General features: G+C 73.7%; 19 protein-coding genes. 11 read left to right on the forward strand and 8 right to left on the reverse strand.

The window, feature by feature from the left end; all coding sequences use genetic code 11:
• Window positions 1-90: 90 nt before the first annotated feature.
• Together ACF08B_RS09760 and ACF08B_RS09765 are read left to right on the forward strand one after the other, a co-directional pair.
• A complete protein-coding gene (locus tag ACF08B_RS09760) occupies window positions 91-708 on the forward strand; it encodes a hypothetical protein (RefSeq protein WP_093477868.1) in 618 nt (205 codons plus the stop codon).
• The gene (locus ACF08B_RS09765; RefSeq protein ID WP_392316867.1) at window positions 705-1,682 is read left to right on the forward strand and encodes a nucleotidyl transferase AbiEii/AbiGii toxin family protein; all 978 of its coding nucleotides are present in this window, start codon (window positions 705-707) and stop codon (window positions 1,680-1,682) included. Before ACF08B_RS09760 ends, ACF08B_RS09765 begins: the two co-directional genes overlap by 4 nt.
• Here ACF08B_RS09765 and dnaG read toward each other — a convergent pair.
• The 4 genes from dnaG to ACF08B_RS09785 all read right to left on the reverse strand — a co-directional run bounded on the left by dnaG (window position 1,679) and on the right by ACF08B_RS09785 (window position 7,371).
• Window positions 1,679-3,592, reverse strand: a complete 1,914-nt coding sequence (gene dnaG, locus ACF08B_RS09770) for a DNA primase (RefSeq protein ID WP_392316868.1) — start codon at window positions 3,590-3,592, stop codon at window positions 1,679-1,681. The genes ACF08B_RS09765 and dnaG overlap by 4 nt on opposite strands.
• 47 nt (window positions 3,593-3,639) lie before the next feature.
• Window positions 3,640-4,905, reverse strand: coding sequence for an NAD(P)/FAD-dependent oxidoreductase (locus ACF08B_RS09775; protein WP_392316869.1), 1,266 nt, complete (start codon window positions 4,903-4,905; stop codon window positions 3,640-3,642).
• Between the two features lie 104 nt (window positions 4,906-5,009).
• On the reverse strand, window positions 5,010-6,311 hold the full coding sequence (locus tag ACF08B_RS09780) for a deoxyguanosinetriphosphate triphosphohydrolase (protein WP_392316870.1): 1,302 nt from the start codon (window positions 6,309-6,311) through the stop codon (window positions 5,010-5,012).
• Between the two features lie 205 nt (window positions 6,312-6,516).
• The gene (locus ACF08B_RS09785; protein WP_392316871.1) at window positions 6,517-7,371 is read right to left on the reverse strand and encodes a sirohydrochlorin chelatase; all 855 of its coding nucleotides are present in this window, start codon (window positions 7,369-7,371) and stop codon (window positions 6,517-6,519) included.
• 158 nt (window positions 7,372-7,529) lie between these two features.
• Between ACF08B_RS09785 and ACF08B_RS09790 the strand changes: the two genes are divergently transcribed.
• The 3 genes from ACF08B_RS09790 to ACF08B_RS09800 all read left to right on the forward strand — a co-directional run bounded on the left by ACF08B_RS09790 (window position 7,530) and on the right by ACF08B_RS09800 (window position 11,417).
• Entirely contained in the window at window positions 7,530-8,207 is a 678-nt protein-coding gene (locus ACF08B_RS09790; protein WP_392316872.1) for a vancomycin high temperature exclusion protein, read from the forward strand.
• A 133-nt stretch (window positions 8,208-8,340) separates the two neighbouring features.
• Window positions 8,341-10,515, forward strand: a complete 2,175-nt coding sequence (locus tag ACF08B_RS09795; RefSeq protein ID WP_392316873.1) for a molybdopterin oxidoreductase family protein — start codon at window positions 8,341-8,343, stop codon at window positions 10,513-10,515.
• A gap of 56 nt (window positions 10,516-10,571) precedes the next feature.
• The gene (locus ACF08B_RS09800; protein ID WP_392316874.1) at window positions 10,572-11,417 is read left to right on the forward strand and encodes an arylamine N-acetyltransferase; all 846 of its coding nucleotides are present in this window, start codon (window positions 10,572-10,574) and stop codon (window positions 11,415-11,417) included.
• On the opposite strand, the gene ACF08B_RS09805 is transcribed toward ACF08B_RS09800, so the two are convergent.
• A complete protein-coding gene (locus tag ACF08B_RS09805; RefSeq protein ID WP_392316875.1) occupies window positions 11,404-11,832 on the reverse strand; it encodes a gamma-glutamylcyclotransferase family protein in 429 nt (142 codons plus the stop codon). The genes ACF08B_RS09800 and ACF08B_RS09805 overlap by 14 nt on opposite strands.
• A gap of 139 nt (window positions 11,833-11,971) precedes the next feature.
• Here ACF08B_RS09805 and ACF08B_RS09810 point away from each other — a divergent pair, with 139 nt between their 5' ends.
• The 3 genes from ACF08B_RS09810 (at window position 11,972) to ACF08B_RS09820 (ending at window position 15,254) form a co-directional block, all read left to right on the forward strand.
• Window positions 11,972-13,621, forward strand: a complete 1,650-nt coding sequence (locus tag ACF08B_RS09810) for a M4 family metallopeptidase (protein ID WP_392316876.1) — start codon at window positions 11,972-11,974, stop codon at window positions 13,619-13,621.
• Between the two features lie 354 nt (window positions 13,622-13,975).
• Window positions 13,976-14,497, forward strand: a complete 522-nt coding sequence (locus ACF08B_RS09815) for a hypothetical protein (protein ID WP_392316877.1) — start codon at window positions 13,976-13,978, stop codon at window positions 14,495-14,497.
• 118 nt (window positions 14,498-14,615) lie between these two features.
• On the forward strand, window positions 14,616-15,254 hold the full coding sequence (locus ACF08B_RS09820; protein WP_392316878.1) for a class F sortase: 639 nt from the start codon (window positions 14,616-14,618) through the stop codon (window positions 15,252-15,254).
• Window positions 15,255-15,329: 75 nt separating this feature from the next.
• On the opposite strand, the gene ACF08B_RS09825 is transcribed toward ACF08B_RS09820, so the two are convergent.
• Complete coding sequence (locus tag ACF08B_RS09825) at window positions 15,330-16,112, reverse strand: sulfite exporter TauE/SafE family protein (protein WP_392316879.1); 783 nt, start codon at window positions 16,110-16,112, stop codon at window positions 15,330-15,332.
• Window positions 16,113-16,318: 206 nt separating this feature from the next.
• Between ACF08B_RS09825 and ACF08B_RS09830 the strand changes: the two genes are divergently transcribed.
• The 3 genes from ACF08B_RS09830 to nirD are packed head-to-tail and all read left to right on the forward strand — an operon-like array spanning window position 16,319 to window position 20,498.
• On the forward strand, window positions 16,319-17,536 hold the full coding sequence (locus ACF08B_RS09830; protein ID WP_392316880.1) for an NAD(P)/FAD-dependent oxidoreductase: 1,218 nt from the start codon (window positions 16,319-16,321) through the stop codon (window positions 17,534-17,536).
• Window positions 17,536-20,151: a nitrite reductase large subunit NirB gene (gene nirB / locus ACF08B_RS09835; protein WP_392316881.1), complete on the forward strand. Its 2,616-nt coding sequence runs from the start codon at window positions 17,536-17,538 to the stop codon at window positions 20,149-20,151. The genes ACF08B_RS09830 and nirB overlap by 1 nt, the downstream gene beginning before the upstream one ends.
• Window positions 20,148-20,498 (forward strand): nitrite reductase small subunit NirD, encoded by a 351-nt coding sequence (nirD, locus tag ACF08B_RS09840; RefSeq protein WP_392316882.1) that lies wholly within the window; start codon window positions 20,148-20,150, stop codon window positions 20,496-20,498. The genes nirB and nirD overlap by 4 nt, the downstream gene beginning before the upstream one ends.
• Window positions 20,499-20,520: 22 nt before the next feature.
• On the opposite strand, the gene ACF08B_RS09845 is transcribed toward nirD, so the two are convergent.
• Together ACF08B_RS09845 and ACF08B_RS09850 are read right to left on the reverse strand one after the other, a co-directional pair.
• Window positions 20,521-21,447: an oxidoreductase gene (locus tag ACF08B_RS09845; protein ID WP_392316883.1), complete on the reverse strand. Its 927-nt coding sequence runs from the start codon at window positions 21,445-21,447 to the stop codon at window positions 20,521-20,523.
• A 123-nt stretch (window positions 21,448-21,570) separates the two neighbouring features.
• On the reverse strand, window positions 21,571-22,638 hold the full coding sequence (locus ACF08B_RS09850; RefSeq protein ID WP_392316884.1) for a zinc-dependent alcohol dehydrogenase family protein: 1,068 nt from the start codon (window positions 22,636-22,638) through the stop codon (window positions 21,571-21,573).
• Window positions 22,639-22,879: the final 241 nt, after the last annotated feature.

A 22,879-nucleotide genomic window follows, 5' to 3' on the forward strand; every position in this document is an offset into this window, starting at 1 on the left:
GTGACTTTTTGCGTCCGGACCGTGACCGGCTGGTGACCGGCACCGGAAAAGCGGGCGCCGTCCCCGGCCCTGATCTGGGAGGATCCCCGAGTGTCCGGACTTCTGTACGAAACCCATGTGACCGTCCGCTGCGACGACGCCGCCGAGGCCGAGCGGCTGCGCGGCTGGGCGGACGCGTCCGGACTCAAGCTGACGCACATCGTGCTGGCCCGCGGCCGGATGCGGCACCAGCCGATGCTCACCCTCGCCGGCTCGTCCTCGTACGCCGAGGAGTCGGCCCGGGCGGCCGGCACCGTGGCGGCCCTGCGGTCGGCCGGCTTCGCACCGGTGCGGGTGAAGACCGAGTCGGTGCCCTGGGCGCCGGAGGTGCCCGCCGGACCGTGCGGGGGCGGACAGTACTTCGAACACCACGCCAAGCTGCTGCTCGACGCCGGCACCGACCTCGGCGCGCTCGCCGCGCGGGTCGTGCCGCACGGCGCGCACCTGTCGTGGAACGCGCGGCGGGCGCGCGGCGGCGGACGGCACGAGCGGTTCGTGACGCAGCGCTGCCGGGGGGTGTCGGACGCGGAGGCCGAACGGGCCCTGCGGCGGCTGCTCGCGGAGCTGGAGGGGCTCGACGTCCTCGGCGTGGAGCGGGAGTTCGTGCTGTACGACAGCGACGAGTCGGTGGACGACGGATGGATCGAGGAGCGGGAGGTGTCCGTATGAGCGAGACCTGGCGAGCCCTGTGGCACGGCGGGGACCTTCCCCCCGAGCCGCCGGACGAGGCGGCCCGGCGGGCGAACGACCTGCCCCGCACCCTGACCTGGGTGCCGGGTGACGGCATCACCCGGCGGCCCGTGTTCGAACCGGCCCTCAAGCACTTCCGACACGCCTACCGGGCCACCGATCCCGTCTTCGCCGACCCGGCGCTCGGCGCGGCCTGGCACACGGCCCGGCGGACCGCGCTGGACGGGGTCCTGGCCGCGATCGCCGGTTCCGAGTGGGCCGGGGCGCTGGTGCTGCGCGGCAGTGCGCTGATGTCGGTGTGGTTCGGGCAGGCGGCGCGCGAGCCCGGTGACCTGGACTTCGTCGTCGTACCGGCCACGTGGCGGATCGAGGAGGAGCGGACGGCGCGGATGCTCGACGGGATCGCCCGGGCGGCCGGGGCTCGCGCCGGGGACGTGCGCTTCTCGGCACGGGACGCGGTCGTGGAGGACATCTGGACCTACGACCGGGTGCCCGGCCGCCGCATGGTCCTGCCCTGGTCGGCGCCCGGGCTGCCGGGCGGGCACGTCCAGCTCGACTTCGTCTTCAACGAGCCGCTGCCCGAGGAGCCCGAGCCGGTCCGGCTGCCGGGCGGCACGCTGCTCGGCGCGACGCCCGCGCTGTCGCTCGCCTGGAAGCTCATGTGGCTGGTCAACGACGCGCACGCCCAGGGCAAGGACCTCTACGACGCCGTCCTGCTCGCCGAGCGCCACCCGCTGCGGCACGAGCTGCTGTGCGAGGTGTTCCGGCTGTCGGGTGAGTGGCCGTACCCGTACCGGGAGGACGTGCTCCTCGAGGACGTCGTGGAGGCGGTCGGGTACGTCGAGTGGGAGCACTTCGTCACCGAGTACCCGCAGTTCACCGACCGGGAGCGGGAGTTCGCCGAGCGGCTGGTGCGGGCGGTCACGCCGGCCTTCCCGCCGCAGGCCGGCTAGAGCGCCTGCGCGCCCCGCTCGCGCAGCGTCTGGTCGTACTGCTGGAGGACCCACAGCTCGTTCTGCACGGCGGCCAGCTGGGCGGGGTCGCCGCCGGTGGTCAGGCGGGTCAGCTGGGACTGGATGTCCCGGATGCGGCGCTCGACGGCCCGGCGGCGGATCTGCACCAGGACGGTGCCGGCGTAGGTCTCGTCGACCGTGCGGCGCAGGATCGGCTCCACGGCCAGCTCGGTGACCATCGCGCGGACGGCGTCGTCGGGGGCGGCCTCACGGACGCGGACCAGGTACTCCTGCGGGTCGGCCACGCCGAACTCGGCGCCGCCCGCCTCCGCGACGGCCTGGCGGACGGCGGCGTAGGGCGGGGCGGTGAACTCGTCCACGCCGTAGGCGTCGAAGGCCGGGGAGACCAGCTCGGGCCGTTGCAGGGCGAGTTTGAGCAGCTCGCGCTCGGCGGCGAAGACGGGGTTGCGCAGGGTGAGGGCCGGCCCGGAGGCCGCGGGGCGGGGGGCGCCGGCCCACTGCTGGTCGGCCGGACGGCCCGTACCCTGCTGCGGAGCCGGGCCCTTGCCGCCGCGGTCGCGGGCCCAGCGGGCGAGCTGGGCCACGCGCCGGACCACGAACTGGGTGTCGAGGATGCCGAGCATGCCGGCGAGTTCGACGGCGACCTCGTGCTGGGCGCCGCTGTTCTTGATGCGGGCGACGATCGGCGCGGCCTCGTCCAGGGCGGCGGCCCGGCCGGCCGGGGTGTCGAGGTCGTAGCGGCGCACGATCTGGCGGAGCGCGAACTCGAACAGCGGCGTGCGGGGTTCCACCAGGTCGGTGACCGCCTCGTCGCCCTTGGCCAGACGCAGGTCGCAGGGGTCCATGCCGTCGGGCGCGATCGCGATGTACGTCTCGGCGGCGAACTTCTGGTCGTCCTCGAAGGCGCGCAGGGCGGCCTTCTGGCCGGCCGCGTCGCCGTCGAAGGTGAAGATCACGCGGGCCGAGCCGTTGTCCATCAGCAGCCGGCGAAGGATCTTGATGTGTTCGCCGCCGAAGGCCGTGCCGCAGGTCGCGATGGCCGTCGTGACACCGGCCAGGTGACAGGCCATGACGTCGGTGTAGCCCTCGACGACGACGGCCCGGCTGGCCTTGGCGATGTCCTTCTTCGCCAGGTCGATGCCGTACAGCACCTGGCTCTTGCGGTAGATCGCCGTCTCGGGCGTGTTCAGGTACTTCGGGCCGTTGTCCGTCTCGTACAGCTTGCGGGCGCCGAAGCCGACGACCTCGCCGCCGATGTCGCGGATGGGCCACATCAGGCGGCCCCGGAACCGGTCGATGGGGCCGCGGCGGCCCTCCTGGGACAGCCCGGAGAGGATCAGCTCCTTGTCGGTGAACCCCTTGCCGCGCAGGTAGCGGGTGAGGTGGTCCCAGCCCTGGGGGCTGTAGCCGACGTCGAAGTGGACGGCGGCGGCCTGGTCGAAGCCGCGCTCGGCCAGGAAGATCCGGCCGGTCTCGGCCTCGGGGCTGGTGGCGAGCTGCTCGGCGTACCACTGGGCGGCGGTCTTGTGCGCCTCGACCAGGCGGATGCGCTCGCCGCGCTGGTGGGCCGGGTTGTACCCGCCCTCCTCGTAGCGCAGGGTGATGCCGGCCTGGGCGGCCAGCCGCTCGACCGCCTCCGAGAAGGAGAGGTGGTCCACCTTCATCACGAAGGTGAGGGTGTCGCCGCCCTCCTGGCAGCCGAAGCAGTGGAAGAGTCCCTTGCTGGGGCTGACCTGGAAGGACGGCGACTTCTCGTCGTGGAACGGGCACAGGCCCTTGAGGTTGCCGCCGCCCGCGTTGCGCAGCTGGAGGTACTCGGAGACCACGGCGTCGATCGGGACCGCGTCCCGAACCGCCTTCACGTCCTCGTCGTTGATCCGTCCTGCCACGGATGAATTCTACGGGGGTGGTGTGACAGTCCCTGAGCGCGCGGAGGTCACGGGGCGAGGCTGTCGAGGGGTACGTGCGGGTCGGCCAGCGCGTCGAGGTCCACCGGCGCACCGGCTCGGATCAGTTTCTGGATGGGTTCTGTGACATCCCACACGTTCACGTTCATCCCGGCGAGCACCTGGCCCTGACGCACCCAGAACGCGATGAACTCCCGCTTCCCGGCGTCGCCGCGGATCACCACCTCGTCGTACGACCCCGGCGGCGCCCACCCGCTGTACTCCATGCCCAGGTCGTACTGGTCGGTGAAGAAGTAGGGCACCCGGTCGTAGGTGACGTCCTTGCCGAGCATCGCGCGGGCGGCGGCCGGTCCGCCGTTCAGCGCGTTCGCCCAGTGCTCGACGCGCAGCCGGGTGCCGAACAGGGCGAGCGGGAAGGACGCGACGTCACCGGCGGCGTAGATGTCGGGGTCGGAGGTGCGCAGCCGCTCGTCGACGACGATGCCGCCGCCGTGCGCCCGGTCGGCGATCTCCAGTCCCGCCGCCTCCGCGAGGCCGGTCCGGGGAGCCGCGCCGATCGCCGCGAGGACGTCGTGCGCCGGGTGCTCCTCGCCGTCGTCGGTGCGGGCCGCGAGGACCATGCCGTCCTGGCCGACGATCTCGGTGAGCTGGACGCCGAAGTGGAAGCGGACGCCGCGCTCGCGGTGCAGCTCCGCGAAGACGTTGCCCAGCTCGGGGCCGAGGGCGCCGTGCAGCGGGGTCGGGGCCGGTTCGATCACCGTGACCTCGGCGCCGTACTCGCGTGCCGCCGCCGCGACCTCCAGGCCGATCCAGCCGGCACCGGCGATCACGATGTGGCCGTTGTCCCGGCCGAGGGAGGCCAGCACGCCCTTGAGGCGTTCGGCGTGGGCGAGCCGGCGCAGGTGGTGGACGCCCGCGAGGTCGGTGCCGGGGATGTCGAGGCGGCGGGGTTCGGCGCCGGTGACGATGAGCAGTTTGTCGTAGCGGACCAGGGTGCCGTCGTCGCCGAAGCGGACGGTCTTCGCCGTACGGTCGATGCGGTCGACGGTCTGGCCGAGGTGCAGCTCGATGTCGTTCTGCGCGTACCAGGCGGGCTCGTGCACGAAGACGCTGTCGCGCTCCTCCTTGCCGAGCAGATAGCCCTTGGAGAGCGGGGGGCGCTCGTAGGGGTGGTCGCGCTCGTCGCAGATCAGTATCACCCGGCCGGTGAAGCCCTCCGCACGGAGCGTCTCCGCCGCCTTGGCGCCGGCCAGGCCGCCTCCGACGATGACGAATGTCTGATCCGCGTCGACCACTTGATGCCTCCTCGTAAGGGTGCCGCCACATGCGAGCGTCCCGCACCCGGCGTGCTGCGGGAAGAGGGAGTGACCCGATCAGGCCAGCCCGGGTCACATTCCGCTCAGATATGCCCTGTCAGTCTGGCGTGCAGGGAGCGGGCCGAGGCGTCCGTGAGGGAGGCGATCTGGTCGACGATCACCCGCTTGCGCGCCAGGTCGCCGGGTGCCGCGTCGAACAGGGCCCGGAACTGCGGGTCGAGACCCTCGGGCGCGCGGGCGGTGAGGGCCTCGGCCAGTTCCGCGACGATCACCCGCTGGTCGGCGCGCAGCAGTTCCTGCTCGGCGCGCTGCATGACGTAGCGGTCGGCGACCGCCTTGAGCACCGCGCACTCCATGCGGGCCTCGCGGGGTACGACGAGTTCGGCGCCGTACCGGGTGAGCCGGCCGGTGCCGTACGCGGCGCGCGTGGCGCCCTCGGCGGCCAGGCAGAACCGGCCGATGAGCTGGCTGGTGGCGTCCTTGAGGCGGGCCTGCGCGACCGCCGTGCCGTCGTAGCCGTGCGGCCACCAGTCCTGGTCCCGGAGGCGGTCGAGGGCCGCGGCGAGCTCGGCCGGGTCGGTGCCGGCGGGGACGTAGCGGCCGACGGCGACCTCGAACACGGCCTGCCGCTCGGGTTCGGCGTGCAGGCAGTCGGGGTCGATGTGACCGGCGTGCAGCCCGTCCTCGATGTCGTGCACCGAGTAGGCCACGTCGTCCGACCAGTCCATGACCTGGGCCTCGAAGCAGGTGCGGGTGCCGGGGGCGTGCGCCCTGACCCAGTCGAAGACCGGGCGGTCGTCCTCGTACACGCCGAACTTCACCGACGCCGGGTCGGTGGGGTGGGCGCCGCGCGGCCAGGGGTACTTGGTGGCCGCGTCGAGGGTGGCGCGGGTGAGGTTGAGGCCGACGGAGCCCTCCGGGGTGAAGCGCTTGGGCTCGATGCGGGTGAGGAGCCGCAGGGACTGGGCGTTGCCCTCGAAGCCTCCGCAGTCCGCGGCGAACAGGTTCAGCGCCTGTTCGCCGTTGTGACCGAAGGGCGGGTGGCCGAGATCGTGGGCGAGGCAGGCCGCTTCGACCAGGTCGGGGTCGCAGCCGAGGGCCGCGCCCAGCTCCCGTCCTACCTGCGCGCATTCCAGGGAGTGGGTGAGCCGGGTGCGGGGGCTGGCGTCCCAGGCCCGGGTGCGGGTGCCCGGGGTCACCACCTGGGTCTTGCCGGCGAGGCGGCGCAGGGCGGCCGAGTGCAGGATGCGGGCGCGGTCGCGCTGGAAGGCGGTGCGGCCGGGACGCTTGTCCGGCTCCGGCGCCCAGCGGTCGGCCGACGCCGGGTCGTAGGCCGGGGAGGATGCGGTGCCGGTGACTTCTGCGGTGCCTGCGGTGCCTTCCATGCCTCGACAGTAAGCGGCGCCGGTGACATTCGGGGTGCGGCCGGGTGCCCGCCGGGGTGCCGGGTGTCGGCGCCCCGGTGCCGGAAGCCGGGTGTCGGCCGCCCCGCCGCCGACGCTCCGGGCGGCTTCCGTGCGCGGTGCGGTCAGGCGCGGGCACAGCGGTGAGCGACCGGACCGGCCGACGCCGAACGGTCGCAGTGCGGGATCAGGCGGCTTCCGTGCGCGGTGCGGTGAGGGCGCGGTCGTAGCGGTGCAGGATCAGACGGGCCATCGCCGGGTGGTCGCCGAGGGGGGCGGAGGCGATCCAGGGGGCCGCGGCCGCGCACTGGGTGGCGAAGCGGCCGGGGGCGGTGAAGCAGGACGCGACCGCCACCCGGTGCCGGCCGCGGGCCGCCAGGGTGCGCAGGGCCGCCTCGACGGTCGGTGCGGCGGCGGAGGCGTACGCGGGGACGACGGGCACGCCGAGGCGGTCCGCCAGGAGGCGGGCGGTGCGGGCGGTGTCGGCCGCCGACTCGGGGTCGCGGGAGCCCGCCGCGGCCAGGACGACCGCGCTCGTGCGGCGCGTGGCCGGGTCGGGGTCCGGCTGCCAGCCGGCCTCGGTCAGGCGGTCGTACAGGGTCTCGACGAGGAGCGGGTGCGGGCCGAGCGGGGCGGCCACGCGGGTGTGGCCCGCCGCGGCGGCGGCCATGGCGGGGATGTCCTGCTTGACGTGGTAGCCGCGGCTCAGGAGGAGCGGGACGAGGACGGCGGGGCTGTCCCCGAGGGCGGCCAGGGTGTCCGGGAGCAGCGGCTCGTTCAGCTCGATGTGCCCCAGGTGGACGGAGAGGCCGGGGCGCAGCTCGCGGACCCGGTCCCGCAGGGCCCCCACCGTGACCGCCGCGCGGGAGTCCCGGCTGCCGTGCGCGACCAGGACGAGGGCGGGCGGGGTCGGGCGGCGGCGTCCGACCGGGGAGACGAGCCGGAGCCGGCCGGCCAGGTGGCTGCTGATGCTGTCCATGAGGTGCGCCGTGCTTTCGAGGTGGTGGAGGGACTCGGAGCGGGGAGGGTGCGACGCCGTCATGGAAGGATCCTGGCGGGCCGAGGTTGCGGCCCCGTTGCCGGGCCGTCACGGGTGTTTTCCGCGGCTTCACGGTGCGCGGATGCGGGGCGTGAGGTGAACCGGTCCGCCGGTGCGGGCGTCTCCCCCGTGGGAACCGATCACTCTCTCCGGGGGACGCCATGAAGATCCGTCGACCGCGGCTGCCGCGCACCCGCACGGGGCAGCGGCGGCTGGTGCAGTCGGTGATGGCCGCGTGCGTGCTGGCGCTGCTGCCGGCGACCTGGCTGTACGTGTCCACGGCGGACCGGCTGCGGACGACGGCGGACGTGCCGCGCACGCCGGTGGCGGTGGTGTTCGGCGCCGGGCTGTGGAACGGGGAGCCGTCGCCGTACCTCGCGCACCGGCTGGACGCGGCGGCGAAGCTGTACCGGGCGGGGCGCATCGAGGTCGTCCTGGTCACCGGGGACAACAGCCGCGAGGACTACGACGAGCCCGACGCGATGCGCGCCTACCTCACCCGGCACGGGGTGCCGGGCACGAGGATCGTCAGCGACTACGCCGGTTTCGACACCTGGGACTCCTGTGTGCGGGCCCGGAAGATCTTCGGGGTGGACCGGGCGGTGCTGATCAGCCAGGACTTCCACATCCGGCGGGCGGTGGCGTTGTGCGAGGCGGCGGGGATCGACTCCTACGGGGTCGGGGTCGCCGCCAAGCACGACGTGACCTGGTACTACGGCGGCACGCGCGAGGTCTTCGCAGCGGGCAAGGCGGCGCTGGACGCGGTGCTCCGGCCGGACCCGCGGTTCCTGGGCCCGAAGGAGCGGGGCGTGAGCCGGGCGCTGGCGTCCGGCCGGTGACCCGGGCGCCGGAGCCGGAGGGGTGCGCGGCGCGGGCCTCACGGTGGCCGGGCGGGCGCGGGGAGGTGACCGTCCCGGCGGTGTAACCGGGGGCGGGCACGGGCCGTAACACGGTCCGCGCAGGCTGGGCGGTATGGAGAACACCTCGACGCCCACCCACTGCCCGTACTGCGCCCTGCAGTGCGGGATGACGGTCACGCCCCTGCCGCAGGGGGGCGCCGAGGTGTCCGAGCGGCCGGATTTCCCGGTCAACCGGGGCGCGCTGTGCGGCAAGGGCCGTACGGCCGCCCAGGTGCTGTCGCCGGCGGTGCGGCTGACCACTCCGCTGGTGCGGTCCGGCGGGCGGCTGGTGGAGGCGGGCTGGGGCGAGGCGCTGGACCTGATCGCCGAGCGGCTCGGGCGGACGCGGCGGGAGCACGGCGCCGACGCGCTCGGGGTGTTCGGCGGGGGCGGGCTGACGAACGAGAAGGCGTACGCGCTCGGCAAGTTCGCGCGGGTGGTGCTCGGTACCTCGCAGATCGACTACAACGGCCGCTTCTGCATGTCCTCGGCCGCGGCCGCGGGGACGAAGGCGTTCGGGCTCGACCGCGGGCTGCCGTTCCCCCTGGAGGACGTCCCGAGGACCGGGTGCGTGATCCTCGTCGGATCGAACCTGGCCGAGACCATGCCGCCGTCGCTGCGCTTCTTCACCGAGCTGCGGGAGAACGGCGGCACGCTGATCGTCGTCGATCCGCGCCGTACCAGGACCGCCGAGCAGGCCGATCTGCATCTCGCGCCCCGGCCCGGCACCGATCTCGCCCTCGCCCTGGGGCTGCTGCACCTGGTGGTCGCCGAGGGACGGACGGACGAGGGGTTCGTCCGGGAGCGGACCACCGGCTGGGAGGAGGCCCGGGCGGCGGCGATGGCGCACTGGCCGGAGTACGTGGAGCGGATCACGGGGGTGTCCGTTCCCGAGCTGCGGCAGGCGGTGCGCATGTTCTGCGAGCCCGAGTCGGCGATGGTGCTCACCGCGCGCGGGCCCGAGCAGCAGGCCAAGGGCACGGACACGGTGGGCGCGTGGATCAACCTGTGCCTGGCGACCGGCCGGGCGGGCCGCCCGCTGTCCGGGTACGGCTGTCTGACCGGGCAGGGCAACGGGCAGGGCGGCCGGGAACACGGCCAGAAAGCCGACCAGTTGCCCGGCTACCGCAAGCTGGACGACCCGGCGGCCCGGCGGCACGTGGCCGGGGTGTGGGGCGTGGACCCGGACAGCCTGCCGGGGCCCGGACGCAGCGCCTACGAACTCCTCGACGCGCTCGGCACGGACGTCCGGGCCCTGCTGCTGATGGGCTCGAACCCGGTGGTGTCGGCGCCGCGCGCCACCCATGTCGAGGAGCGGCTGCGCTCGCTGGACTTCCTCGCGGTGGCGGACGTGGTGCTGTCGGAGACGGCGGAGCTGGCGGACGTGGTGCTGCCGGTGACGCAGTGGGCGGAGGAGACGGGCACCACGACCAGCCTGGAGGGCAGGGTGCTGCTGCGCCGGCGGGCGGTCGCTCCCCCGCCCGGTGTGCGCAGCGACCTGGTCGTCCTGCACGAGCTCGCCGGCCGGCTCGGGGTGGAGAAGGGCTTCCCCACCGACGCGGAGGAGGTCTTCGGCGAGCTGCGCCGGGCGAGCGCGGGTGGCCCGGCCGACTACTCGGGCATCACCTACCGCCGTCTCGCGGAGGAGAACGGGGTGTTCTGGCCGTGCCCGGAGACCCCTGAGGTCCCTGAGGCTCCTGGGGGTCGTGAGGGGCCGGAGGGCCTCGGGGAACCGGGGGCGCCCGGGGACCCGGCGCGGCCTGCCGGGGCCGCCGTGCATCCCGGCACCCCGCGTCTGTTCCTGGACCGTTTCGCCACGACCGACGGCCGGGCCCGGTTCGTCGCCGTGGCCCACCGGGCGGCGGCGGAGGAACCGGACGGCGTGTACCCGTTGCTGCTGACCACCGGCCGGGTGGTGGCGCAGTACCAGTCGGGGGCGCAGACCCGGCGGGTGGCGGAGCTGAACGCGGCGGCGCCCGGTCCGTTCGTGGAGCTGCATCCGCGCCTCGCGGCCCGGCTGGGGGCGGCGGAGGGCGATCGGCTCGCGGTGGTCTCCCGGCGGGGCCGGGCGGTGGCGCCCGCGCGGATCACCACCGCCATCCGTCCGGACACCGTCTTCATGCCCTTCCACTGGCCCGGCGAGGGACGCGCGAACAACCTCACCAACCCGGCGCTGGATCCGACGTCCCGGATGCCGGAGTTCAAGTCGTGCGCGGTGCGGGTGGAGGTCCTGGGACGCGAGGAGTAGGCCGGTTCGGTCTCCGGGCCGGTGCGGGGCGGAGGGGGCACGCGTAGATTCGCGGTATGTCCGAGCGGGAGAAGTTCGACCTCGACGCCTATCTGGAGCGCATCGGCTGGGCGGGCGGCGCCCGGGCCGACCTGGCGACGCTGCGGGGCGTGCATCTGGCGCACGCCCTGGCGCTGCCCTTCGAGAACCTGGACCCGGTGTCCGGCAGGGTCCCGTCGCTGGCACCCGCCGACGTGGTGGCCAAGATGGTCCACGGGCGGCGCGGCGGCTACTGCTACGAGCACAACACCCTGCTGCGGCTGGCGCTGGAGGCGCTCGGTTTCCGGGTGACCCCGCTGGCGGGGCGGGTGGTGCTGGGGGCGGACACCCCGGAGAGCCGGCCGCGTACGCACGCGATGCTCCGGGTCGAGGTGCCGGGCGAGCCGCTGCCGTATCTGGCCGATGTCGGTTTCGGGGCGATCGGGGCGCTGCTGGCGCCGGTACCGCTGACGGTCGGCGAGGAGTTCGAGGACGGAGGACGCCGGCACCGCTTCACGCGCCTGCCGCACGACGGGCCGCTGGAACTGTGGGCGTTGCAGGCGTACGACGGGGCGGCGCGGGACTGGGTGAGCCAGTACGCGTTCACGCTGGAGCCGTTCACGGCCGCGGACTTCGAGGTGTTCAACTGGCACGTCGGCAGCAACCCGCGCTCCCCTTTCACCCGCCGGGCGTACCTTCAGCGGACCACCGCCGAGCGTCATCTCGCCCTGGACGGAGCCCGGTTGACCGAGACCCGCGCCGACGGCACGGTGGCCGTGCGTGAGCTGGCCGGCGAGGCGGAGGCACGGCGCGTGGTGACGGAGGAGTTCGGGATCGAGGTGCCCGAGGGGCTGGAGCTGCTGGGCCGGCTCAGCGGCGGGTGAGCCAGTCGCCGCCCTCGATGCGGGTGCCGCGGGTGCGCAGCCGGGCGGCCACCCTCGGGGCGGCCAGGTAGACCCAGGCGCGGACGGTACCGCCGTCGGCGCGTACGACGTCCCGGGCGACGCGCAGGTACAGGTTGCGCGGGTCGCCCGGCACGTACTCCTCCAGCCGGTCCAGGGCGGCCAGCAGGTCCGCGTACGCCTCGGGGCGTGCGGTCACCAGTTCTCCCCGCACCTCGTCGCCGGGCCGCTCGACGGCGTAGGGGTAGCCGGGGCCGTCGTACAGCACGGCGCCCGGGAGGCGGCCCGGTTCCTCCGCCGAGGTCCGGCCGCGCAGGAAGAGATCGTGGTTCGCCTCGCCGGGGCGGAGGGTGCCGTACACGAAGAAGGGGAGCGGCTCGGGGTCCTCAGTGATCACGGAAACGATTCTGTACCCCCGCCGCCTCCCCACACATCTCCATGAACGCCCTATGGACATGACATGTCATGGCCCCTTAAATCTCAGGGGTTGCCAGCGCCACCCCCACCTCCAACCTGGCGCCTCCCCAAGGAGACTGATGAGCCGGATACGTCAGCACGTCCGCGGAACCCGTCGTCTCGCCACCACCGGCGTCGCCGTCAGCACGGCGGCCCTGATGGTCACCGCTCTCGCCCCCGCCGCCCACGCCGACGGCAGACCGACCCGGGCCACCGCGATCCAGAACGCGGCCTCGGCACTGCTCGCCCACGCCGCGGGCCTCGGCCTCACCTCCGCCGAGGACACCAGCGTGCGGGACGTGATCGTGGACAAGGACGGCACCCAGCACGTCCGTTACGACCGCACCTACCACCGACTGCCGGTGCTGGGCGGCGACTTCGTCGTCCACCTGGCGGCGGACGGCGGCTACCGCAGCGCCGACCGGGCGACCCGCGGCCGGATATCCCTGGCGTCCGTGGTCCCGAAGATCTCCGGTCAGAAGGCCGCCGACCTCGCGGTGAACGCCCTGCGCGCCGCCAACCTCGGCGAGAGGCTGAAGCAGGTGAAGGCCAGGCCGGAGCTGGTGGTCGACGCCCTGCACGGCGCGCCGAGGCTCGCCTGGCGCACCGACGCCGCCGGCCTCGACTCGCTCGGCAACCCGGTCGCCCGCACGGTGCTGACCGACGCGCGCACCGGCGCCCGGATCGACGCGTGGGACAACATCGAGACGGCCACCGGCGACGGCAAGTCCCTGTACGGCGGCACCGTCGCGCTGGAGACCACCCAGTCGGGGTCGTCGTTCCAGCTCAAGGACCCGACGCGCGGCAACACCTACACCGGTGACGCGGCCAACAAGACCGACCTGTGCATCTTCGGCATCTGTTTCAGCCGCGCGCCCGCGACCCTGTTCACGGACGCCGACAACCACTGGGGCACGGGTACCACCGCCGACCGCTCCTCGGCCGCCGTCGACGCCCAGTACGGCACCGACGAGACCTGGGACTACTACAAGAACGTCCATGGCCGCAACGGCATCGCGGGCGACGGCAAGGGCAGTTACAACCGCGTCCACTACGGCAACAACTACAACAACGCCTTCTGGGACGACAGCTGCTTCTGCATGACGTACGGCGACGGCGACGGGACCACCTTCGGCCCGCTGGTCGCCCTCGACGTCGCCGGGCACGAGATGACCCACGGCGTGACGTCCAAGTCGGCCGCGCTGACCTACTCGGGCGAGTCCGGCGGCCTGAACGAGGCCACCTCCGACATCCTCGGCACGATGGTCGAGTGGTACGCGAACAACTCCTCCGACACCGGTGACTACCTCATCGGCGAGAAGATCGTCCGCTCCGGCTTCGGCAAGACCGCGCTGCGCTACATGGACAAGCCGTCCAAGGACGGCAACTCCGCCGACTACTGGAGCAGTTCGGTCGGCAACCTCGACGTCCACTACTCCTCGGGCGTGGCCAACCACTTCGCGTACCTCCTCGCCGAGGGCAGCGGCGCGAAGACCATCAACGGCGTCGCCTACGACTCGCCGACCGCCAACGGCTCCACCGTCACCGGCATCGGCCGGGACAAGGTCGGCAAGATCTGGTACCGGGCGCTGACGGTCTACATGACCTCCTCGACGAACTACGCGGGGGCCAGGACCGCCACCCTCAACGCGGCGAAGGACCTCTACGGCGCGGGGAGCGCCGAGTACAACGCGGTGGCCGCCGCGTGGAGCGCGGTCAACGTCAACTGACCCGTCGCCGACGACACGAGGCCGGTGCCCCCCGCGGGCACCGGCCTTCGGCGTCCCCCTGCTCGCGGGCGGGCCCGACCGGTCCCCGGCACCCGCGGAGGCGCCCCTCCCGCCTTGACGCTCCGTCACCCGTTCACCGGTGCCCACCGCTCCATTCGTGTGCTTTTCATACCGCAACCTTCCGAAGCCCCCGCACACGCCCATGACCTGCCCGAACCCCAGAAGCGCTAGCCCGTCCGGGGGGCTCGGCCGACACCCGTTCTCCGCAATCCCCGGCGTTCTCCCGGGAAGCGGACGGGCCCCCGAGCCACTTACCTCGGAAGGGCACGAGTCGGACAAGCTTCGGGGAGCACCATGCGCCGCACCGCCCGTCTGCTGACCGGTACCGCGCTCGCCTTGGCAGCCGCGGCACCCGCCCACGCCGCCGGCACCGGCAGCCTGGACGTGTACCCCTCGACGGTGGCCCCGGGTGCCCAGGTCACGGTGAACACCGCCGCGTGCGGCGACAAGGGCTCCGCGACCGGGGACGCGGGCGCGGTCGGCGCCGGCACCTTCACGCTGGCGCCCAGCACGCACGAGGGCGAGGCCATCGGCCAGTTCAAGGTGCCGGAGAGCGCGCAGCCGGGGACGTACGAGATCGTCGCGAAGTGCGCGGAGGGCGACCGGCAGGTGAAGGGCGACCTGGTGGTGGCGCTGAGCGCGGCGCACGAGCAGGCGGCCGGCGGCGTGCAGCCGAAAGGAAGCGTGAAGACGGGGGCCGGTGGCGCACTGGGCACCGACCCCGCGCAGACCACGGCGGGTGTGGCGGCTCTGGCCGTCGCCGCCGCGGGCGGTACCTGGCTCCTGCATCGCCGGGCGAGAGGCGACGGGATCTGACGGACACCCTCCGCTGTCCGTCCGCAGGTACCGCAGTCCCACCCCCTCCGGGTCCGATGCCCCTCGCGGCCCGGAGGGGGAGGGCCTTCGGGGGTCCGCCCCCGGGAGAGGGGTTCGCATGCGCACGAGAGCCAGGTTCCACCGGCTCGGCGACACCGCCATAGCCGCGGTCACCGTCGTGGCCCTCGGTTCGGGGGTGTGGCTGCTCGGCGGCGGTGCCGGCGCGCACACCCCACCGCAGCCGTCGCCGGCCGAGGGCCGCCCCGATCCGGCGGACGGGCGGCTCGCGGCGCCGGCGCTCGCCCCGTCCCCGCCGACCCGGGTCCGCATCCCCGCGATCCGCGTGAACGCCCCGCTGATGGGCCTGGCCCTCACTCCGTCCGGCAGCCTGGACGCGCCGCCCGCGGCCCGGAAGAACCTCGCCGGCTGGTACGAGGCCGGCACCATGCCCGGTGAGACGGGCACCGCGATCCTCGCCGGGCACGTCGACAACACCGACGGCCCCGCCGTCTTCTACGACCTCGGCGCCCTCAAACGCGGCGCCCGTATCGAGGTGGACCGCCGGGACGGCTCCGTGGCCGTGTTCACGGTGGACGCGGTCGAGGTGTACTCCGCCCGCGACTTCCCCGACGAGAAGGTCTACGGCGCCGCCGCCCGCCCCGAACTCCGTGTCATCACCTGCGGCGGCGGCTACTCGAGAACCACCGGCTACCAGGGCAACGTGGTGGTCTTCGCCCATCTGACGGGCTCCCGCTGACCCCTCGGCGCGCGGCCGTCCCGGCGCCGGGCACGAGGACGAGGACACCATCGGGCTGGTGGACCTGCTGCGCGGTCAGGCGGCCCACTGCTCGTAGGCCAGGTTCGCCACCAGGCCGAGGACGACCGTCAGCAGGACCACCCGGACGAAACCGCTGCCGCGCTTGAGCGCGGTGCGGGCGCCGAACATGCCGCCCGCGAGGTTGAAGACGGCGAGCAGCAGCGCGAGGCGCCACAGCACCGTGCCCTGCCAGGCGAACATGGCCAGGGCGCCCGCGTTGGTGCAGCAGTTGACGATCTTGGCGGTGGCGGAGGCGCTGACCAGGTCCAGGCGCAGGACCGCGGTCAGCGCGAGGACCAGGAACGTGCCGGTGCCGGGGCCGATCAGACCGTCGTAGAAGCCGATGCCCAGGCCGGCCAGGCCGATCGCGGCGAGCTTGCGGCGCCGGCCGGCGGGGCCCGGGGCCGGGGCCGTGCCGAAGGCGGGACGCAGGATCACGAAGGCGGCCACCCCGAGCAGCACCACCATGATCACCGGCTTGAGGACCTCCGTGCTCATCCCGGCCGCGAAGAACGCGCCCGCCGAGGAACCCGCCAGCGCGGCGAAGCCGATGCGCACGGCCGTGCCGACGTCCACCGGCGCCCGGCGGGCGTAGGTCACGGCGGCGCCCGTGGTGCCGACGATCGCGATCGCCTTGTTGGTGCCCAGCGCCGTCGCGGCCGGGGTGGCCGAGGGCAGGCCCAGCAGCAGGGCCGGCAACAGCAGCAGTCCGCCCCCGCCGACCACCGCGTCGATCCAGCCGGCCGCGAGGGAGGCCACACAGAGCAGGGCGACGACGGTCACGGGTATGTCGGGCATGATCGCGACCCTAGGCAGAGGATGCGTGTGCCGTCCACGTATCTGAGCGGCTTCTGAGGCTCGGCGCCCGGTCCCGGCACCCCGCCGGCCGCCGCCGAGCGCCGACGGCACCCTCACACCCCCCGCCGCCTGCCGCTGAGGGCAGCGTTCCTCCCGGGAAACAGAGGTGATGCTGCCGGGAAACGTCGGGGCCGCACGCTCGGGACATGACCTCGAAAACGCGTGTGGTGGTGATCGGCGCCGGCCTCGCGGGCGTACGGCTCGCCCGGCGGCTCGGCGACCTGGGCACGCCCGCGCTGCTGGTCGGCGAGGAGGAACACGCCCCCTACAACCGGGTGCTGCTCGCCGAGGTGCTGGCCGGCCGGTACGCCCCGGAGGTGATCGGCCTGCCGGCACCTCAGGGCCTGCTGCGCGCCCGGGTCACCGGGATCGACCGGGCCGCCCGGACCGTCGCCTGCGCCGACGGCACCCGGATCGCCTACGACACGCTGGTCCTGGCCACCGGCTCCAACCCGGTGCTGCCGCCGCTGCGCGGCCTGTTCACCGCCGACCACCAGCTGCCCGAGGGCGTCCACGCGTTCCGCACCATGGACGACTGCCTGGGACTGGTCAAGGCGGTCCGGCCGGGGCTGCGCGCCGTCGTCATCGGCGGCGGCCTGCTGGGGGTCTCCGCCGCCCGGGCGCTCGCCGTGCGCGGCGCCCAGGTGGTCCTCGCCCAGCAGGCCGAACGCCTCATGGAACGCCAGCTGGACCCCGACGCCTCCCGGCTGGTGCGGCGGCACCTGACCGACCTCGGCGTCGAGGTGCACACCGAGTGCCGGGTGCGGGACGTGCGCTGCGTCGCCGGCGCGGTCCGCTCCGTGGAACTGGCCGACGGGTACGCCCTCGACGCCGACCTCGTCGTGGTCGCCTGCGGGGTGCGCCCGCGCACCGGCCTGGCGGAGCAGGCGGGGCTCACCGTCCGCAAGGGCGTCGTCGTGGACGACGAGCTGCGCACCTCCGACCCGCACATCCACGCCGTCGGCGACTGCGCCCAGCACGACGGCACGGTCTACGGCCTGGCCGCCCCCGCGCTGGAACAGGCGGACGTGCTCGCCGGGTTGCTCGCGGGCCCGGCCGGCGCCCGCTACCGCGGCACCCGTTCCCTGACCCGGCTGACCCTCACGGGCCCGGGCTCCCCCTTCGACCTCGCCGCGTTCGGCGAGACCGAGGCCCGTCCCGGCGACGACGTCGTGCGGCTCGCCGACGCCACCCGGGGCACCTACCGCAAGGTCGTCGTCCGCAACGACCGGCTGGTGGGCGGGGTCCTGGTCGGCGAACTCGGCACCGTCGGCGCGCTCGCCCGCGCCTGGGAGGGAGCAGAGCCGCTCCCGTCCGACGGCGGCCCCCTGCTCCACCTGCTCACCAACGACGGAGGCTCCTGATGTCCACGACCGCACCCGCCGGGGACCGTCCCACGATCGTGCTCGTCGGGCACGGCATGGTCGGCCAGCGCTTCCTCGAAGCACTCGCCGAGCGCGGCCTGACCGCCACGCACCGCGTGGTCGTCCTGTGCGAGGAGCCGCGCCCGGCCTACGACCGCGTGCAGCTGACCTCGTACTTCTCGGGGCGGACACCCGACGACCTCTCCCTGACCGACGGGGAGTTCCTCGGGACCCACGGCATCGAGCTGTACCTCGGGGACCCGGCGGAGACGATCGACCGCGAGTCCCGCAAGGTGACCGCGCGCTCCGGGCTCGTCGTCGGCTACGACGTCCTGGTGCTGGCCACCGGCTCCTACCCGTTCGTTCCGCCGGTGCCGGGCAAGGACGCGGCCGGCTGCTTCGTCTACCGGACCATCGAGGACCTGCTCGCCATCGAGGAGTACGCGCGGTCCCGCGCCGTCACCGGCGCCGTGGTCGGCGGCGGCCTGCTCGGCCTGGAGGCGGCCGGCGCCCTGAACGGCCTCGGACTGGCCACCCACATCGTGGAGTTCGCGCCCCGGCTGATGCCGGTGCAGGTCGACGACGGCGGTGGCGCGGCGCTGCTGCGGACCATCGAGGGCATGGGCCTGACCGTGCACACCGGCACGGGCACCCAGGAGATCGTCACCGGGACCGACGGCGCCGTCACCGGCATGAAACTGTCGGACGGTTCCGAACTCGCCGTGGACATGGTCGTGTTCAGCGCCGGTGTCCGTCCCCGCGATCAGCTCGCGCGGGACTGCGGTCTGACGGTCGGCGAGCGCGGCGGCATCACCGTCGACGAGCGCTGCCGCACGGTCGCCGACCCGCACGTGTTCGCGATCGGCGAGTGCGCGCAGGCCGCGGACGGCCGGGTGTACGGCCTGGTGGCGCCCGGCTACGAGCAGGCGGAGACGGCCGCCGCGGCCATCGCCCGGGACGAGGCGTCCTTCACGGGGGCCGATCTGTCCACCAAGCTGAAGCTGCTCGGCGTGGACGTGGCCTCCTTCGGCGACGCGCACGGCGCCACCGGCGACTGCCTGGACGTCGTCTACTCCGACTCCCGCGCGGGCCTGTACAAGAAGCTGGTCATCGGTGCGGACGGCACGCTGCTCGGCGGCATCCTGATCGGCGACGCGGAGGCGTACGGCACCCTGCGCGCGCTCACCGGCTCCGTCCCGCCCGTCTCCCCCGAGTCGCTGGTCCTGCCCGCCGGAGCCGGGTCGGGAGCGACGCTCGGCCCGTCCGCGCTGCCGGACGACGCGATCATCTGCTCCTGCCACAACGTCAGCAAGGGCACGATCCGCGGCGCGGTCACCGAGCACACGTGCACCACCGTGCCCGAGGTGAAGAAGTGCACCAAGGCCGGTACCGGCTGCGGCAGTTGCGTGAAGGTGCTCGGGCAGCTGGTCACCGCCGAGCTGGAGGCCGCGGGCGTCGAGGTCGACAAGGGGCTGTGCGGCTGCTTCGGCCAAACCCGCGAGGAGCTCTACGAGATCGTCCTCGCCCTGCGCGTCACCTCGTACCAGGATCTGCTGGACCGCTACGGCCGCGAGGGCGCCCGGGGCGGCGACGGCTGCGAGGTCTGCAAGCCGGCCGTCGGCTCGATCATCGCCTCCCTCGCGCCCACGATCGGCGCGAGCGGCTACGTCCTGGACGGCGAGCAGGCCGCGCTCCAGGACACCAACGACCACTTCCTCGCCAACCTGCAGAAGAACGGCTCGTACTCGGTGGTGCCCCGCATCCCCGGCGGGGAGATCGCGCCCGAGAAACTGATCGTGATCGGGGAGATCGCCCGGGACTTCGGCCTCTACACGAAGATCACCGGCGGTCAGCGGATCGACATGTTCGGCGCGCGGGTCGAGCAGCTGCCGCTGATCTGGGCCCGCCTGGTGGACGCCGGCTTCGAGTCCGGGCACGCCTACGGCAAGTCGCTGCGCACGGTGAAGTCCTGCGTCGGGCAGACCTGGTGCCGCTACGGCGTGCAGGACTCGGTCCGCATGGCGATCGACCTGGAGCTGCGCTACCGGGGACTGCGCTCCCCGCACAAGCTGAAGTCGGCGGTCTCCGGCTGCCAGCGCGAGTGCGCCGAGGCCCGGTCGAAGGACTTCGGGGTGATCGCCACCGCCGGCGGCTGGAACCTGTACGTCGGCGGCAACGGCGGCGCCACCCCGCGCCACGCCGACCTGCTCGCCCAGGACCTGTCCGACGCCGAACTGGTGCGCCTGATCGACCGGTTCCTGATGTTCTACATCCGCACCGCCGACCGCCTGGAGCGCACCTCGGCCTGGCTGGAGCGGATCCCCGGCGGCCTGGACCACGTACGGGACGTGGTGGTGCACGACTCGCTCGGCATCTGCGCGGAGCTGGAGTCCCTGATGGCCGCGCACGTCGCGCACTACCGCGACGAGTGGGCCGAGACCGTCAACGACCCCGAGAAGCTCGCCCGGTTCGTGTCCTTCGTCAATGCCCCGGACACCCCGGACCCGGTCGTCGCCTTCGTTCCCGAACGCGACCAGATCAAGCCCGACCTGCCGCTGCTGTCGATCGGCATGCGGTCCGCCGAAGACGTCCTGGAAGGAAGCGCCCAGCGATGACCCTGGCCCTCGAGACCACCGACCTGAAGGTCCAACTCCAGTTGTCCGACGGCTGGTTCACGGTCTGCGACCTCAGCGCGCTCGGCTCCGGCCGCGGAGTGGCCGCGCTGCTGCCGGACGGCCGCCAGGTGGCCCTGTTCCGCGACCGCTCCGGCGGCCTGTACGCGATCGACAACCGCGACCCGTTCACCGGCGCGGCCGTCCTCTCGCGCGGTCTGACCGGTACCCACCAGGGCCGCCCGTTCGTCGCCTCCCCCCTGCTGAAGCAGCGCTTCGACCTGGCCAGCGGGGCGTGCCTGGACGACGCGTCGGCCCGGGTGACGGCGTACGAGGTGCGTGCGTCCTGAGGCGGTACCGACGCGGGGCGGCTCACTCCTTCGGGGCGTCGTAGGACACACCGGTCAGGCGGGCCGACTCCGCCCAGAGCCGTCGCGCCGCCTCGTCGTCGAGGGTCCACGGCGCCCGCCAGGACGGTGCGGGCGCGCCGCGCCACATCACGAACGAGGGGCCGAAGAAGGAGTCGGGCCGTACGCCCGGCGCGGTGGCCGCGTACAGCGAGGGCAGCGCGCCGGCCTCGGCCGACTGGGCGAAGACCCGGTTGGCGGCCTCCATCATCCGCTCGGCGCCCCGGCGCCCCTCGGCGCGCGGCCCGGCCGTCTGCAGGTTGGTTGCCGCGTACCCGGGGTGCGCGGCGGCGGCGACGACCTCACCGCCGTGCCGGCCGACACGCCGGGCCAGCTCGTGCGTGAAGAGCAGATTCGCCGTCTTGGACCGGGCGTAGGCGATCCAGCGCCGGTATCCGCGCTCGCTGCCCAGGTCCCGGATGTCGATGTTGGCGAGGGCGTGCAGGAAGCTCGACACGGTCACGATCCGGGCGCCGGGGGTGGTGAGCAGCCTCGGCAGGAGCAGCCCGGTGAGCGCGAAGTGCCCGAGGTGGTTGACGCCGAACTGCGTCTCGAACCCGTCGGCGGTGGTCCCGTACGGTACGGCCATCAGACCGGCGTTGTTGAGGAGCAGATCGAGCCGGTCGTACGGCAGCCGGTCGGCGAACTCCCGCACGGACGCGAGGTCCGCGAGATCGAGCCGGGCCGGCTCCACCCGGGCTCCGGGCACCTCCGCCGCCAGCCGCTCGGCGGCCCGGCCCCCGCGCTCCTCGCTCCGGCACGCCAGCACCACCCGCGCCCCCTTGCGGGCCAGCTCCCGCGAGGTGACGTACCCGAGCCCGCTGTTGGCCCCGCTGACCACGGCCACGCGGCCGGCCTGGTCGGGAATGTCGGCGGTCGTCCAACCGGGCATGAGCGGGTCCTTCCGGGAGGGGCGGGTGAGCGGACGGGCGGGCCGGGCTGGACGGGCGGGCCGTGCCCCGCACGGCACCCCCGGACCTGCTCCTGCCCGGCTCGACGAGGGCAGAGCCGCTTCCTACCCGTCGTCGTCCTGGCCGTCTTCGAAGACGAAGAGTGGCTTGCTGCCGTGGGCGGGTGCCTCGGCCAGCGTGACGGCTTCGGCGAAGCGCCCGAGCGGGAACGTCCGGCCTCCCGAGATGGTCAGCACCCCGTCGGCGACGAGATCGCGCACCTGGGACAGCGCGTGCAGTGCCGTCTCGGGTGAGGCGGTGCCGAACCAGCGGTTCAGCCAGAAGCCCCGGACCGCCTTGGTCTCGTAGATGACCGAGCGCGCCTGCAGCGGGATGGTCAGCGCAGCCGGGTCGGTCTGCCGATGGGTGGAGAGCGCGCCGTAGACCACGACCTGCCCACCCGGTGCCAGTGCCTCGGACACCTGGGCACCCACAGGTCCCGCGACACAGTCGAGCGCCTTGCGCACGCCGGCCGGTCCCGCTGTCTCGGCCACCCGCTGCAGGAGATCCTCGTCCTCGGTGCAGATGACCTCGTCACCGCCGAGCGCCTTGATCTCCTCGACGGCAGCGCGTCGCCGCACGACGTTGATGGTGCGGATGCCGAGATGCCCGCACAGCTGGATGACCAGGCGGCCGACGGTGGAGCCCGCCGCCGTCTGCAGCAGCCACTCGCCGGGCTCACAGTCGAGTTCGCGCGTCACGAGAAGCAGTGCGGTCAGCGGGTTGACGGCGAGCTGGCAGGCGCTGGAGTCGCTCAGAGGGGCGGGGACCGGCAGGAGTCTGTGCGTGTCGGTCACGAGGTACTCCTGCCAGGTGCCGACCGGCGGGGGCCCGGGCACCGCCGGGATCGCGGCGACCACCACCCGCTCGCCGACCTCCGGTCCCTCGGTGTCCGGCCCCAGGGCCGTGACACGGCCGACGCATTCCATGTGACCGCCGACAGCGGGGAACTCGAGGGAGAAACCGTAGCGGCCACGAAGCACGTGCAGATCACTGGCGTGGATCGGAGTCGCCGCCACCCGGACGAGCGCCTGACCGGCCGCCGGCGTGGGAACGGGCCGGGATTCCAGCCGCAGGACATCAGCGGGCTCACCGGCCTTCACGGCCACGAGCGCGCGCATGGATCGAGACATGAGTGACCTCTCGTCTCGTGGCGCCCGGGAAAGTCGGCGGGCGCTCCGGACTGCATCCGCCCGGCGCCGACATCGCCGCCGCCCCGCACCCAGGCTGTCATCGGCGTCGGGTGTCATTTCACGCTACGCCCGGTCCCGGAGAGATTCCCGACGGCAGCGCGCCCCGGCCCCTCGCCTTGCAGGCCAACCCTGGACGGGGCGACCCTGAAGGGCCCGCTGCATCGAGATGACCCGAGGTCGC

Origin of the sequence: Streptomyces sp. NPDC015139 (assembly GCF_043079785.1) — a bacterium.
Classification (GTDB): Bacteria; Actinomycetota; Actinomycetes; order Streptomycetales; family Streptomycetaceae; genus Streptomyces; species Streptomyces albidocamelliae.